This is a genomic window from Marinobacter denitrificans (assembly GCF_008795955.1).
GTDB classification, from domain to species: domain Bacteria; phylum Pseudomonadota; class Gammaproteobacteria; order Pseudomonadales; family Oleiphilaceae; genus Marinobacter; species Marinobacter denitrificans.
Window position 1 is genome coordinate 1 of the sequence record NZ_VMHN01000018.1, and the last position, 14911, is coordinate 14911.

At 51.2% G+C, this 14911-nt stretch carries 10 protein-coding genes; all 10 read left to right on the top strand.

All coding sequences use genetic code 11. The features are described 5' to 3' along the window. Positions 1–68: 68 nt before the first annotated feature. The 10 genes from FO268_RS22350 (at position 69) to FO268_RS22395 (ending at position 14807) form a co-directional block, all read left to right on the top strand. A complete protein-coding gene (locus FO268_RS22350; RefSeq protein ID WP_150995379.1) occupies positions 69–1394 on the top strand; it encodes a hypothetical protein in 1326 nt (441 codons plus the stop codon). Positions 1395–1597: 203 nt separating this feature from the next. Further along, positions 1598–2686 (top strand): ComEC/Rec2 family competence protein, encoded by a 1089-nt coding sequence (locus FO268_RS22355; protein ID WP_150995380.1) that lies wholly within the window; start codon positions 1598–1600, stop codon positions 2684–2686. A 2-nt stretch (positions 2687–2688) separates the two neighbouring features. Beyond that, positions 2689–3471 (top strand): hypothetical protein, encoded by a 783-nt coding sequence (locus tag FO268_RS22360; protein WP_150995381.1) that lies wholly within the window; start codon positions 2689–2691, stop codon positions 3469–3471. A 50-nt stretch (positions 3472–3521) separates the two neighbouring features. Further along, positions 3522–4202 (top strand): vWA domain-containing protein, encoded by a 681-nt coding sequence (locus FO268_RS22365; RefSeq protein WP_150995382.1) that lies wholly within the window; start codon positions 3522–3524, stop codon positions 4200–4202. Further along, on the top strand, positions 4203–4898 hold the full coding sequence (locus FO268_RS22370; protein ID WP_150995383.1) for a PP2C family serine/threonine-protein phosphatase: 696 nt from the start codon (positions 4203–4205) through the stop codon (positions 4896–4898). A 2-nt stretch (positions 4899–4900) separates the two neighbouring features. Next, positions 4901–6313, top strand: a complete 1413-nt coding sequence (locus FO268_RS22375; protein WP_150995384.1) for a protein kinase domain-containing protein — start codon at positions 4901–4903, stop codon at positions 6311–6313. 4 nt (positions 6314–6317) lie between these two features. After that, positions 6318–9629 carry a DEAD/DEAH box helicase gene (locus tag FO268_RS22380; RefSeq protein ID WP_150995385.1) on the top strand — a complete coding sequence of 1104 codons (3312 nt, stop codon included), beginning with the start codon at positions 6318–6320 and terminating at the stop codon, positions 9627–9629. A 160-nt stretch (positions 9630–9789) separates the two neighbouring features. Next, a complete protein-coding gene (locus FO268_RS22385; RefSeq protein ID WP_150995386.1) occupies positions 9790–11079 on the top strand; it encodes a hypothetical protein in 1290 nt (429 codons plus the stop codon). A 3-nt stretch (positions 11080–11082) separates the two neighbouring features. Beyond that, complete coding sequence (locus FO268_RS22390; protein WP_150995387.1) at positions 11083–13398, top strand: AAA family ATPase; 2316 nt, start codon at positions 11083–11085, stop codon at positions 13396–13398. Next, a complete protein-coding gene (locus FO268_RS22395) occupies positions 13395–14807 on the top strand; it encodes a hypothetical protein (protein WP_150995388.1) in 1413 nt (470 codons plus the stop codon). Before FO268_RS22390 ends, FO268_RS22395 begins: the two co-directional genes overlap by 4 nt. Positions 14808–14911: the final 104 nt, after the last annotated feature.

The window sequence follows — 14911 nt, forward strand, 5'->3', positions numbered from 1 at the left end:
GCGGCGACGGCGTTGGTAGGGTTTGGTTACGCTTAAGTCGTTCATATTAAGTGTCCACTAGAAAATAAGTGGACACTATCCTGACGGCGGCAGCGCCTGGCTCAAGATGGGATTACCGGCCGCTTACGGTGTATTTTGAAGTCCACGTCACCCACCCGGTCCCGGCGGACAAAACGGCCCTCTACCGGGAGATGGGGCTCTGGGTACTGGAAATCGATCTGTCCGAGTGCGACCCCGGCAGTATCGGCCTTCAGGAGTTGGTCACACTGGTTGAATCCGACGCGCCGCGCACTTGGTTATCGTGGCAAGTGCCTGAGGAGATCCGGGAATCAATAGCGGCATACGACCGGCGCGTCGCTTACCTGCGGGAGCAACAGCACGCCGCCTATCTTGCAGAGTTGGGAAAGCCGGTATCGGATCGATGGCAGCGGGCCCCTAGTTGGCCGGTCACGGCATTGCGGTATCGGGCAGAGACCTATCCGGTCCACCTTCGGATGCCTGTACCGAAGGTTGAGCAGATCAAAGGCTTCTGGGTCACGAGCAGCATTGCCGGTCTGCGATTGCCCGTGTTTACCGAGCCCCGTGGAGGCTCGCTCATTCACATGCTGGAACACTATCGCCAGCATCGGGACCGGCCACTGACCTGCGTTGTACTGGAAAGAAACGGTGCCACTTTACACATCGGCGACGAAGAACGACTCCAAACGGTCGCACATTGGTTGCTTAAGGTCCATGCAGTGCCGGGCGGGCCACCGATGCATCAGGCGCAGGCCTACCGTGACTCCGCGAGCCCGCCGGTACCGGGCCAGTCCTTACCGGGACCCCAGCACACCTGGACCACATTGTGGGCGGATCCGCCGATCACCCTGGAGGAGCTTCCGGCCGAGGGCGTATATTGTTCCGAGGTAACACAGGCCTTTGCTGAATTCTGCGCCCAGCAGAACCGTGTCAATGCCATTGTGATTCCGAGGCACAAGGCCATCGTTGGCCGTACCGACTTCTTGCTCCAAACTGGCCACTTCCTGGGACATTCGGAGGTCTACACTGCTTTGCGCCGCGGTATTGGAACCTCAAATCCGCTTCCGGCCCGGCTTATCCTGGAAGACGCCGGGTACAGCCGTAGCCTGGACATCACCCAACGGATCACCCAGCACAACGGGGTTCTTCACCTGACACTCAATGAACTTCATATTCCGCTCACCATGACAATTCCGAATCCCCGGGATCCGGTCCCCATTCATCTGGTACCGGGGCTTTCCTATGCCGACGACTCCGCCTTGTTCCGAGCGAACAACGACGTCCTGACCACATTGTTGTACCAACACATTGACCAGTTGGACCGGGATCCCGGCCAGACGGCGCTGTCCGCCTTCGTGAAGGCGATGTCCCCCTGAATTATCGGGTGAAGAACTACGTGTGTACACCAAAATACGGGTAAATATTTTTACCAAAACTATATTTATTTTGAATTAAGATGCTGGCCTGAAAACTTGTTAATAATTAAATAGCAATGAAAACAATGAGATAATGGATGGTTAGATAATTGGCACACCCCCTGCAAAGACGCTAGTAGGTTTTTAGCGTAAGGAGCAGATTCATGGGGTACGAAGTTGATTTCATTGGCACAAAATCAGATACAAAAAGCGGAGACGCGATCGCCGTTCGCTTCGGCGACTTGCACAGCACACCCGTCCAGCAAACGGTCATCGTTATCGATGGTGGCTTCTCCGAAGATGGAGAGACGCTGGTCAGCCACATCAAGACCCACTATGGCACAGATCGAGTTGATCTGGTCATTAGCACCCATCCGGACCAGGACCATATCAATGGACTGACCGCGGTTCTGGAGCAGCTGACGGTCAAAGAGCTTTGGATTCATAAAGCTTGGGAGCACAACACTGGAATTGCCTCCAAGTTTCATGATGGTCGGATTACAGATGGCAGTGTTGGGGACCGTCTGAAAGCGACTTTGAACAAGGCGCACGAATTGTGTGAACTGGCGGAGTCCAAAGGCGTTACCGTTAGGGAGCCTTTTGCGGGCATGGAGGCGTTTGGAGGTGCGCTCAGCATACTCGGGCCCTCAGCTGACTATTACGAGAGTCTATTACCTGATTTCGAAGGTATGCCGGAAAAAAAGGAGCGTGCTGGACTGCAGGATTCATTCTTGTCGAAAGTTGCGAAGGCGATAAGAAAAGTATTCGTCGATTGGGGGCAGGATCACCAAATTTCTGACGATGGTGTAACGTCTGCCAAGAACAATTCCAGCGTGATTACCCAGCTGGTTGTGGATGGTCGAAAGTTAGTATTCACGGCCGATGCGGGAATCGAGGCTCTTGATCAAGCCGCCCATCATCTTGAAGCATGCCAGCTCGGAGCTGAGCTCAGACTCGTGCAAATTCCCCATCATGGGAGCCGTCGAAATGTGGGGCCTGGTGTCCTGAATCGAATTGTTGGTGAGCCAGTGGGGGAAGGTGAAAAAAGGGGCATCAGCGCTATAGTCTCCGCCGCATCAAACTCAGAAAAGCATCCAAGAAAAGCCGTCTTGAATGCCTTCACTCATCGTGGTGCAACTGTTTCCGCGACCCGTGGGGGGCATATTCGCCATTCCTGGCAGGCACCAAGCCGGGAAGGCTGGAAGCCTCTTGAGCCTGAGCCGTATCACTATGAGCTTGAGGAGGAGGTTTGATCATGGGGCGCGGAATTTGGTTTGCTGATCATTATGTGCTTCACGCGCGTGCGATGCCGGCTCTGTTTGTGTCGATTCCGGTAATCGTCGCGGCCTTTTTCTTCTTGCCACTGACCCTGGACAAGTGGGGCGCGGTGTTGGCTCTACTGGCCAGTTGCGGTGCCTTTGGGTTTATTTCAGTTCAGGTGTCAGGTCTGGGAAACAAGCAGCAACGGAAGCTCTTTGATAGATGGGGAGGGACACCCACGTCGTTGATACTCTCCCACAGCAATGATGAACTGAATCCACACACGAAGGCTCGCTATCACCGCAATCTGGAGAGTCTGATACCCGGGCTTGTCTTGCCAAATGCCGAACATGAGCGCGCAGACCCCGAATCAGCTGCCTGGAAATATGATGATGCCGTCAATTATTTGCTTGAGGTTACTCGTGACAAAAAGCAGTTCCCGTTGGTCTATCAGGATAACGTTCAGTACGGTTTTGCTCGAAACCTGCTTGCGCTTCGTGGCTTGGGACTGTTTATCTCCGCGATAGGTTTAACGCTTAGTTCCGTTCCTTTCATTTCGCAGCTGTTTTCTGGGCCAGATGACAGTTGGAGTATGACGCTCGGCTCTGAGTGGACGCAGGCTGCAGTATTCATTGCATCCGCCATGCTGGGAGCGTTGCTATTAGTCCTCGTGACCGAAACTACCGTTGAAAAACGGGCTTTCCGGTACGCGAGGTCGTTGGTCGGAGCCACGGATCTACTGGTCAAAAAAAGTTCTGAAAAAACAGATTGGAATTAACGCCTTAAATGAAATACGTTTGTTAGCTAGGAAAATAATAGGGACCAACAATGAGTAGTTTAAAGGAATTCACCATCGCCCAAGCCCGCCCTCTGCCCGTCATCGTCATTGCGGACACCAGTGGCAGTATGTCTATCGATGGCAAGATTGATGCCCTTAATCAGGCCATCCAGGAAATGACGAAGAGTTTTGCCAGCGAATCTCGCACTCGAACTGAAATTCAGGTTGGGCTTATTACATTCGGAGGAGAAAGTGCGTCTCTGCATCTTCCGTTGGCCCCGGCGCACCAGATCGAGGGGATTTCAGCGTTGACGGCTTCTGGCCGAACCCCCATGGGCGATGCGCTGAGAAAGGCTAAAGAACTTGTCGAGGATAAAGAAACCATCAGCTCTCGTGCCTATCGTCCTGTATTGATTTTATTGTCCGATGGCTTGCCAACTGATGACTGGCAGGATTCTTTGAATGAGCTCTGCGGCTCTGAGCGCGCCCAGAAAGCCACCCGGTTTGCCATGGCAATTGGCCGCGATGCGGACGAAGAAATGTTGGCGCAGTTTGCGAATGATCCTGAATCTCCGGTCTTCCAGGCACACGATGCCAAAGATATCCATCGCTTCTTTCGCGCTGTCACTATGTCAGTCACTGCTCGGAGCCGAAGTACCACGCCTGACAGGGGGGCGCCGCTGGCTCTAGCGGAAATCCCGGAAGATGATGATCTCGACTTGGATTTTTGAATGTTGAGGGCCGCTGCTGCGAGCGTGATTGGGCCATCACATAAAAGCCACGGAATTCCGAACCAAGACGCTTTTGTGTTGAGAGGGCATAGAGGGGGATGGCTTTTAGCCGTCGCGGACGGCCTCGGGTCTAAACCTTTCAGTGATATTGGGTCAGCCATCGCAGCAAGAACGGCCATAGAGGTATTGGCCCGGGAGTGTAGCGAGGAAGACCCCAGAAAACAGATCGAGGCCATCTATAAACTCTGGTTGAAGCGGCTCCCTGTATCGCAACCCGCGTTGGCGGCATCAACGCTTCTTTTTGTCGCATGTGATTCAGACGGATATGGATGGCTTGCCCAACTGGGGGATGGTGCTGCCTTGATCAGGGAAGAGGGTGCTACGAAAACTCTGACAAACGACAGGGCGGGCTTTGGAAATGAGACAGAGGCCTTGGGTGTTACCAAGTCATTTGGCGCTTGGAGTCATCGGCGAGTTGCTCTCACCCATCGTGGTGATGGTGTTGTTCTGATGACAGATGGCGTGGCTGATGACTTGAAGCCTGAGACGCTTGGAGATTTTTACGACGCTCTTCTGATGGCTGGTGTGGTCAGGAATAAACGGCGTTTTCGGCGGTGGATTGAGCGAGAACTTGAGGCTTGGACGACTCGTTTGCACTCTGACGACAAAACCTTAGGGATGATTTTTAGGGATTGAATATGAATGATCAGGCTGATTCCAAACAAAGTCGGACGGTGCACGACCGCCAGGGCGCGACCTATCAGCTAACCGAAAAGCTGGCGGAGGGTGGGCAGGGTATTGTCTGTAAAACCGAGTACCCCAATGTTCTTGTGAAGATCAGCCACAGGCCTGCCAGGGATCCGAAGGCTTCCGAGTGGTATCGCCAAATTCAGTGGGTCAGCAGGCTTGATCTGGATGGTTTGAATATAGCTCGCCCTCAAACCCTGATCGTGCAGCCTCGACCTGGTTATGTGATGGAACTCATGGATGGTCTGATTCCTCTCCAAACCCTCATAGACGAATCATTTGAAGCGATGATGGAAGGGGCTGGACTTGTAGGTTTCATCAACTCTGGCGGACTATCTCGGCGACTTCGGATTCTTTCATCCCTTGCTGCGACGCTTGCCAAGTTGCATGGAAGGGGGCTGGCGTATGGAGACCTTTCGCCAAGTAATGTTTTCGTTTCTGGAAGTATTGAGCATTCAGAAGTCTGGTTAATTGATTGCGACAACCTTAGCCTTTTTTCCCGGGATGGACTGAACAACGTCTATACCCCGGACTATGGTGCGCCGGAAGTCGTGAGAGGCGAGCAGGGTATTGATAGTCTAACGGATTCCTGGAGCTTTGCTGTAATTGCGTTTCAATTATTGACGTTACAGCATCCGTTTAAAGGTGATCTGGTCAATGAAGGCGAACCTGAAATAGAGGAGTTGGCTCTAAGGGGCGAGCTGCCATGGATCGATCATCCTTCAGATGATTCCAATCAGTCTTCCCACGGTCTTCCCCGCGAGTTGATGCTAACGAAAAGGTTACAGGCCCTATTTGAGCAGTGCTTTAGCGCCGGTCGAGACTTGAAGGAAAATCGACCCACCATGAGTGATTGGCGTGAAGCCTTTGATGAAGCAGCAATGGTCCTTCTCTATTGTGAGGAGGAGGACGGATGTCAAAGCAGTTTTTACCTGAACAAGGAGTTTCAGTGCCCCTTTTGTGACCGCATCCAGAACAAAGAAAGTGCGTTGGTTCTGACGCACTTTTTATTCAGCGAAACGTCTGATAAGGAGTTGCGCGCTGTTTCGGGATACTCACCCTGGCTGAGAACAGGGCATATCCAACTGGTTAGTAAACACCCAGTCGAACTGAGAAACTCTCCTATCGGAACAGCCGTCTATCCAGAGAGTGATCGAATCTGCGAGTTAAGGCTGGGCGATGATGGCCTGTATATTACATCCGAAAATGATCGGGCAGTCTTTATCCAAAGACCATCCGATGACAAGCTTTTGCCAATCAAAGGAACCAAACGACTCGGTAATGCGCTGAAGCAGAACGAACTGTTTATGCTTCATCTTGGAGATCCGGCCGAAACTCACTATTGCTGGCGTTTCAGGTGGTGATCTCATGAAACTTTTCGAATTCCCGCTGTTTACTGCTGATCTCCATACAGTTGAAGTAGATCCCGGCGCAGGATCCGAAGCCTGGGAGACGAGAGAAGAAGTCAGAACGCTCGTCGACTCCACAGGTGAATTTTATCTTTTGCAAGGTAGCAGCCGTGTGGCTGAAGTTGAGTCACCTTCAAGAACCCAGTCGTTGATGCAGCTGGCAGAACATGCCGCTAGTAGTTTCATTCTGATACGACAGAAAGGGGCAACCTTTTATCTTCAGTCTGCAAGGGCCACCGAGCTGCTTCAGCTTCAGCAAACATTGGAGATTTCTGTAGATGAGATTGTTGTTGATCAACTGAACAGAGCTGGTGTTCTCACGAGTACGTCTATCCAAGAGGCTGCACTTTGGCTGACAGATGAATTTCTGGTTGAGGGCGCATCGCCATGGTTTTCGATTCTGAAAGAAGCTGGTGACACGCCATCCGACTGGACGATGATCGGGCGTTCGTGGCATGCCAGTTTGCAAGCCTCACCCTCTGGCGCGTTGGTGATCAAGCGACTTTTTCGCTCTTCGGAACGGAAGATCGATTGGGTCAGGGTTTCGGGAGAGGTTCGCTTTGTAGACACAACAGTCGCTTCAGTACTTTTGAGCGAGTCCCAGAGAAACGCCCTGCGACTTTCTGTGGAAAGCAACGGCAGTTATCTCGATTTATGGCACCTGTACGGAAAGCATGAGTGGGAGCTAACTCTTAAAAATGCCTCCGAGCTGGGTTGCCTAAAATACCTGCTTACAGAGCCGGCGAGTGTCGAGGGAGGCATATGGAAGTTCTATGCCGAGGCATCCGATATAGAGAGTTTCTATCAACGCTGGTTAGCGGTCGAATCCGATTCAAGTATCGCTCTTGAGGCTTCCGACTCGATGCCAAGCTGGTCTGAGTCTGAACTAGACCTTTCAGGTAAGAAAGAGAAAAGTCGTTGCCGTGGCAGGCCAGATTTTCGTCATGCCAAAGACGGCTACATTCTGATGGAGGCCTTCGTTCCTCCACCTGAAGAGGGCTTCTTGTCTCTTTCTCTCGCTGGTGACAAGAAAGTTCATGAGCGCAGAGAGCGTGCACGCCAGAATATTCAAAGTGGCGGGCGAATGCCCCAGTTGCACTATATGCTGCAGGGACTGTCTGTTCCCGCTCCACGCATCCAAAAACACAAAGCTCTGTCGACATATGCTAAGGCCTGTTTCAAGCACGGGGCACCTACGAAGCGGCAAGAGAGAGCCATCAAGGTGGCGCTGGAAACCCCCGATATTGCCCTCGTCATAGGCCCGCCAGGTACAGGGAAGACACAGGTGATAGCGGCACTTGAGCGCAGACTGAGCGAATTAGGAGAAAGCCAAACTGCACAGCATCAAGTTCTCATTACTAGCTTCCAGCATGACGCAGTAGAGAACGCGCTTGAAAGAACCGATGTTTATGGTCTTCCGGGCGTTAAAGTTGGAGCGCGACGCCAGGTCGACAGCGTTGACTCGGTAGAGCGCTGGTGTCATCACAAAACTGAAGAAATTGATAAGACTCTTCAGGAGTATGTTGGGCAAGCACCAGAATTTGCTTTGCTGGAACAGTTATCAAAGTGCAAAGCAGTCCTGCGTAACTCACAGCTGACACCGACAGAGCTGTCGCTCGAGCTCAACCGGTTTAACGACCTGCTCGAAGCACTAGCCAAACTTCGGATTCGGCTTCCGGCTGCCTTATCCATTGATTGGGGGAGCTACCTGAGCAGCCGAAGTGCGACGAATCAGGTGCTTCCCTCCAAAGTTGCAAACAGAGTTTTGAGAGCCGTTCGGGCACTTCGTACGACTTTTGAAGGTTTTGAGGACGACGGTGCGGAAAGATTGTCGGATGTGCTAGCGCTACTTCGAGGTTCTGACCTCGATGCAGATGACGCTTTTGTCGAGCTGCAGTGCCTTTTCGAGCTTAGCGGCGAGATCTCTTCAGAAAACCTCTCTTCGCTTTTGGATGCAAAGAACCGCCTTCTGGACCAGTTCACGGATTATCGTCCGCCCAGTGTCAGAAATCGCCTCGATTCAGAAGGAACTGAACTATTGGCGAAAATTGAGATGGCATTGGATGACCACCTTTCACGATCTCGAAGAGGGATCGGTGGAATTCTGGCCCGCTATCGCGATTCGTTTGTGCTAGACCCACAACGCACTCGGAGCACTGTCGAAAACTATTCGATGGTTGTTGGTGCAACCTGTCAGCAGGCAGCGAGTCAGCAAATGAGTGACCTGAAGACGCTCTCCGAATTCGACAACTCTGGGATCAGTTTTAACTCGGTGATCATAGATGAGGCAGCCAGAGCCAACCCTCTGGATCTCTTCATTCCGATCTCAATGGCGAACCGTCGGGTTGTGTTGGTGGGCGACCATCGGCAGCTGCCCCATCTGCTGGAACCCGAGATCGAGAAAGACGTTGCCTCGAGACACAATCTGTCCGACGAGCAGCGCACGGCATATGAAGAAAGCCTTTTCCAGAGGCTCTGGCGTCAGCTTAAAGAAAGAGAAGGATCGGACGGTATCTGTCGAGTTGTGATGCTCAATGAGCAGTTCCGAATGAATCCTGTACTCGGAACATTCGTTAGCCGCCAATTCTACGAAGAGGAGGGATTAGATGAGGTTAAATCGCCTCGTCCTGAGTCCGACTTTTTAGCAGACATTCCGGGATATGAGGGAAACGTGTGCGCCTGGATCAACGTCCCCCATGGGGCTGATTCTGCGAGCGAGTCAAGAAAAGACACAACCAGCTGGTTCCGAATTGATGAGGCCCGCCGAGTAGCAGATGAGGCAATCAGGCTGCTGACCTCTGCTGATGATGATGTGAGCCTCGGGATTATTACATTCTACAGCGCCCAACGTGACCGTATCTTTCAGGCAATGGAATCGAAAGGGGCGGTAATCAGGGATGACGAAACTGGGGAGTGGCGCATTGCAGAGCATTTCAGGAAAAACAGTCGCGGAGAAGAGCGCCTGAGGATTGGAACCGTGGATGCCTTCCAGGGTAAGGAGTTTGATGTGGTTATCTTGTCGGCCGTGCGCTCAAATAATAAACGGCTGCCGCCATCAACAGAGGGTAGCAATTTCGAAACCTCTGCCAATCGCAAATATGGCCATTTGCGCCTTAGCAACCGGATGAATGTGGCAATGAGTCGACAACGCTCGTTACTGATTGTGATTGGCGATAAGGGAATGGCTGAAGAAAATGGCGCCGATGCTGCCGTTCCGGCGCTCCGGGCCTATCTTGAGCTTTGTCAGGGAGAGCATGGCTGTGTTCTCTGATCGTTACTGTTATTGGCCGCCTGCAAAGCACTCCATTCACGGGCGTCGGGAACACATCTTATGGCCCGTCTATGCCTGGAAAATCGTTTACCCGGGGGAGAACCGACGATCGGGACTGGATCTCTTCCAGCAAACGATTTTGGAGTTTGTCAGAGCCGGTGTGTCAGATACCGACGAATTGAGCCGATTGATGGCGTTAGATGGCGAGTTGATCAGGTTTATTTTGGTTCAGCTCCAGCTGGGCGGGTACATCGATGAGAGGTTTAAGATTGCAAACAAAGGCAACGCGCTCCTAGACCACTTTGAAGACCGGAAAAGTAAACTGAAAGCAGGCTGGGCGTTCCAAGATGCCGTTAGTGGTGAATGGTTGCCCAGATTTGTTGAGAATTACTCGGAGATTGAGCCATACAGGATCAACGAATCGGGCAGACCTGTATTCAATATCGATAAAAATAGTGGGTTCACTACGACCCCGTTCGTTTTAAACCCTCAAACAGGCCCGAAATATGATCCTGAGGCGCTTTTTAATTCATATCGAATCTATCGGCGTGACTTGGCAACAGCGAATCGGGAGGGGGCTGAGTTAGACATTGAGGTCCAAATCCAGGAAATCGAACGCATAGAACAAGAGCCGGTTCGCTTGATGCTCTGGTGCGAACTCTACCGCGATGAGCATGATTTCCATCCCTGGCTGGTAAGTGATCCCTTTCGTTTGAGAACTGCTGCGCCCTGGTTTCGCAAGACATTGTTGAAGATAGCTCCCGATAACAGGGGACTGTCGGGCCTGATGCTTAGGATTTTGCCGGATGTAAATGCGGATCAGATCTCAGCTGAGGACTGGCTGGAAAAGCTGGAAGAGCAATCCGCGCTTACCTTACGCGCTGATTATCCCTATCTGATCCAACAGCCGTTAATCCGGGAACATCTTGGCCGTATTCTCCGGTTAAAAGGAAAAGCGGCGGGGCAGCGTTCAGTTCATGGTGAGGATCTTGGCGCGCTCATGACCGAAAGCTCCAACCTGATAGAGGCTGTGTTGCAGTGGCTACTCCGGACTTGGAGAACAGAGCCACCTTTTAACCCCCGAGGGAACTGGCGTTGGAGCGAAGCAAAAATAGAATTCCTGTCGTTACAACTGCCATTCGTGAGCACCGGCTTGGCAGAAACCCTTGCAGGTCAGAGTAAAAACCAAATCCGTCGAGCGATGAGGGATCAATCGTCCCCTCTGAAAGGTTTGCTGGCCGCATGTCTTTTTTCTGCAAATCAGTTTGAAGATCACCCCTTTCGCAAATTGTCCTCAGGGGATTTGAGTCTTGAGGTGCTGCCCGAACTTGCTGACTACAGAAATAAAGTGGGAGGGCATGCTTCAGGTTGGAGAGCCGATCGTGCCGAGGTTCAACGCTATACAGATTTTGGTTTGCAGTGGATGCAACTATTTAAGGAGTGGTACTGAGTTATGAGTAGGAAAAAGGGAAAAAAAGGACGGAGTCCTTTCCAGAATAAGTTTGGTCCCCAGCCAAATCATATGACTACTAAAACAGGCCCTGATAATAGTCGGACCAAGTTAAGTGGCGATGTCGGGGCTGCATCTGCGGAGCAAAAACTTGTCGCCGAGAATAAAGAAAAGTTGATGGAAGAGGTGGGGGTTGCCAGCGAAGCGGAACTCAATAAATTGAGAGAAGAACTCAAAACATTACAAGCGGAGCTTCACGAGAGAGAGCAAGTCATTCAAGAAAAATCGGAGACCGTAGCTGCTTCTGACTCACGAGTTAACGAACACCGAGAGGCATTGGCGAGACGGGAGGCTGAGTTGCTTCGCCTAGAGCGAGATCTCCAGGAAAGAGAAATAAACGCCGCTAACGGCTTTTTGGTTCAAAACCGTGAATCATTGAAACAACTGAATGACGCTTGTCAGGATTTGGAAGAACAGAAAGCAAACCTTTTTGTTGATCTTCAAAAAATGCAGTTGGAGTCCAGGGAGAAGATTGCGGAAGAATGCCAATCGTTAAATCGAAGCATGGAAGCACGTGCCCAGGAGCTTGACGAAAGAGACGCGACAATCATTGCTAGAGAAGAGGCTTTGGCGGAGCAACAAGACCGACGGAAGCTCGAGTTGAAGAGTGCAAAACGATTGCGTGAAGTTCTTAGATCGGAGTTGGAAAACGAGTTTCAGGCAGAGCTAGAGTCCATACAGAGCAAACTGACTAGAGAGCATGAGAAAGGCCAGACTATGGCCCTAAAAATGGACGAATTGCAGCGCGAGCTTGATGAATTTGCCCATCTGCAGGATGTCCTGGCTGGCAAATCTCCAGAGGCACTTCTTGAGGAACGAGACGAGCTGAAGAAGAGACTGCGGGTGGAAATGCGCCGGGTTCAAGAGCTGGAGGAGTTAAACGAGGAAAACGATACGGATGCTTTGACCGAGGAATGTGAGCGCCTGCAAGACGAGAACAAAACTCTAAGACAAAAATTGGAGGAGTTAAAAGCTCGTGACCATTCGGTAAAAATGGGCGTGCTGGAGCGAGAGCGATGGACACAAGAAAAGCGTCTTTTGCAGGAAGAAAAGAAACTTATTGGCGCCCAGGTCAAAGACCTCGAATCCAGGCTCGGCTCGCTCACTGATTCTCAGAGCGCTGAGGAAGCCTTCCCTGAACTTTGTAGAATGGATAGAGAGCATAGTTATCAAACGAAAGCAGCCGTAGAGCCAGTGACCGATCTTGAGCAATTTACTCAAGAGTTGAAGCACCGCATTGCTGCATTGAATCCTGATAATCCTCTCTACTTCCGCGACGAAGACCTCCAGCTTTTCGTGGGCGGGCTTGCGATGAGTCAGCTACATGTGTTTCAGGGTATAAGTGGAACCGGAAAAACCAGTCTTGCGAAGGCTTTCGCAAAGGCAGTAGGCGGTGAATGCCAGGATATAGCGGTTCAGGCTGGCTGGCGCGATAGAAGCGACTTGCTTGGGCACTACAACGCTTTTGAAAAGCGATTCTACGAAAAAGACTGCCTACAGGCCCTCTATAGGGCGGCCATGCCTAATGCGCAGGATCGATTGAATATTGTCTTACTTGATGAAATGAACCTTTCGCGTCCCGAGCAATATTTTGCCGATTTTCTGTCTGCCTTGGAAAAAGAACCTGGTGATCGTTGGATTCCGTTGATGGAGTCTGCACCAAAGAATGCTCCTCAGGGGCTCCGCCTCGGACGCGAAATTGAGGTGCCGGAGAACCTTTGGTTTATTGGGACGGCAAACCAGGATGAAACTACCAGTGAGTTGGCAGACAAAACTCATGATCGAGCTTTTGTGTTGGAGCTCCCAAGACATGAAGGCAAGTTCTCAATAAACCATTCCTATGGTAACGCGACTTTTTCTTTCACATCTTTGAAAAGCGCATTCAAGTGGTCGCAAAAATCTGAAGCAGAGAACGTCAAAGGTCTTTTGGAGTTGGTGGCAGCGAGTCGTTTGACCAATGTGTTGGAGGATCGATTTGGCCTTGGTTGGGGCAATCGTTTTGAGCGCCAAGCGTTGAGGTTCCTGCCTGTGGTGAAAATGGCGGGTGGAACATTCGAGCAGGGACTGGACCATTTGCTGTCCACGCGCCTTTTCAGGCCTGGCAAAATCACCGGCCGATATGATGTCGATTTTGAAGACCTCGATCAGGTGGAAGTGGCGCTTACCGAGCTTTTTGAAAGTATCGGTGACAAATCTGCTCCCAGTCGATGCATGAATGCGCTGGAATGGGATAGGCGTCGCTTGGAGCGTGGAGTGTGATTGTTTGGGACCGGTATCAAGGTGTCGAAGTTGAGCTGCCAGAGTATGTAGAGAGCGGTCGCTACCTTCTTCTCACCGATACCCTCATGAACGGGAAGCTTCTTTTGAACTCTGGAACCCCCCTTTTTAGTTATGGGGAGGCCCAGTTCCGGTTGGACAATGATTCTTGCTCATTTCTAGATTTCGCATTGCCTGGCAGTGAGACACCGGACCAGCTGAGAGCTAAAAACGCAGTGTTTCACATAGCGCGTCTCGCAGAGACAACGGGGGAGCAAGCCTCTCCTTTGCTGCCTTCCGAGCTGGCCGAGCATTCTGAACTTAATGAGTTAGAAAAGGCGCTAGACTCGATAGTTAAGCGTGGACACTTGCATGAGATCTCTCGTAAGCCCCGTTTCAATATGGTTTACAGAGAAGAAGTTACGGACATCTCCCGAGTTAAAAAGGTCGCAAATGGGGCTGTTGGGCATCTCGCGAGCCATTCTGAAGACTGGTATCGGCGCACTCTGTCCGGTGTATTACCGAAGCGGTTATTGTCGTTGGTTAGCGATGATGAGTTGGGGATATATGAGAACCGGGTTTATGTCTCTCTTCTTGACGCACTGGATAGATATCTGAGCCGTCGGCTGCGGGATGTAAAAGCGTTGCGCGACCAGCTCAAACGGGCAATAAATCTGACTGAATCCACTGAGTTGTTCTACCGGTTAAGAGAAACCCTCTGTGCTTTGTGGGGACAAACCATGTCCGAAAAACAGACTGAGGCCAGTTTGAACTCTTCCGAGGGCACGCTCGAATTACTCGAGTTTCTTCAGAAGAAAATCTCTCTCCTTCGTCAAGAAAACTTGTACCAAGCGCTGAAGGGAGAATCGCGAATTCCCAGACAACTGCGCCCCACAAACATATTGTTGCACGACCAGCACTATCGACATTTGCGAACGCTCTGGCACCTCCAGCAGAAGGAAGCTATTGCAGGCCGCGATACGCCCTCAGAGATCGTGGCTGGAGAACTGCAGTTCTTGAATTCTTTCCATCACTATTTGGTTCTTCTGGTCCGACGCTACATGAAAGCGAATCTCTGCGTCACCGAATCGGGTGGGGGATACGAATTTTGGGGAGAGTTTTTCGATGTTTCAGAAGAAAGAGACGGGATTGTTCTTAGGTTCAAAGGTAGAGAGCTATGGTTAATCCCCGGACTTTGCTGTGAGGAAGCTCTTAATACGATGAATCATGATGGTTCTGGTCGGATCATCTTGTACTTTTTTGAAGAGAGTCAGATGCGCCAGAGCGTGTTTGACACTCAATCATCGGGCAAGCTTCAGGTTAACCCTCTTGATTTTTATGTTGAGGAAAAGCTGAAAATACTGATTGGGAAGTTTCTTTGGTACCCACTGACCTGCTCCCCTCTAGCTTAACCGTTTCCAGCTTAGTAATGTTCATCACAGCAGAGGACGATGAACATGAAAAAGCGATTTTCAGACGAGCAGATCATCAACATTCTGAAGGAAGCCGAAGCGGG

Bases quoted from the DNA above. Each gene is read 5' to 3' on its own strand.
- FO268_RS22390 (WP_150995387.1), top strand. From the start codon at position 11,083: ATGAGTAGGAAAAAGGGAAAAAAAGGACGGAGTCCTTTCCAGAATAAG.
- FO268_RS22370 (WP_150995383.1), top strand. From the start codon at position 4,203: ATGTTGAGGGCCGCTGCTGCGAGCGTGATTGGGCCATCACATAAAAGC.
- FO268_RS22360 (WP_150995381.1), top strand. From the start codon at position 2,689: ATGGGGCGCGGAATTTGGTTTGCTGATCATTATGTGCTTCACGCGCGT.
- FO268_RS22355 (WP_150995380.1), top strand. From the start codon at position 1,598: ATGGGGTACGAAGTTGATTTCATTGGCACAAAATCAGATACAAAAAGC.
- FO268_RS22375 (WP_150995384.1), top strand. From the start codon at position 4,901: ATGAATGATCAGGCTGATTCCAAACAAAGTCGGACGGTGCACGACCGC.
- FO268_RS22380 (WP_150995385.1), top strand. From the start codon at position 6,318: ATGAAACTTTTCGAATTCCCGCTGTTTACTGCTGATCTCCATACAGTT.
- FO268_RS22365 (WP_150995382.1), top strand. From the start codon at position 3,522: ATGAGTAGTTTAAAGGAATTCACCATCGCCCAAGCCCGCCCTCTGCCC.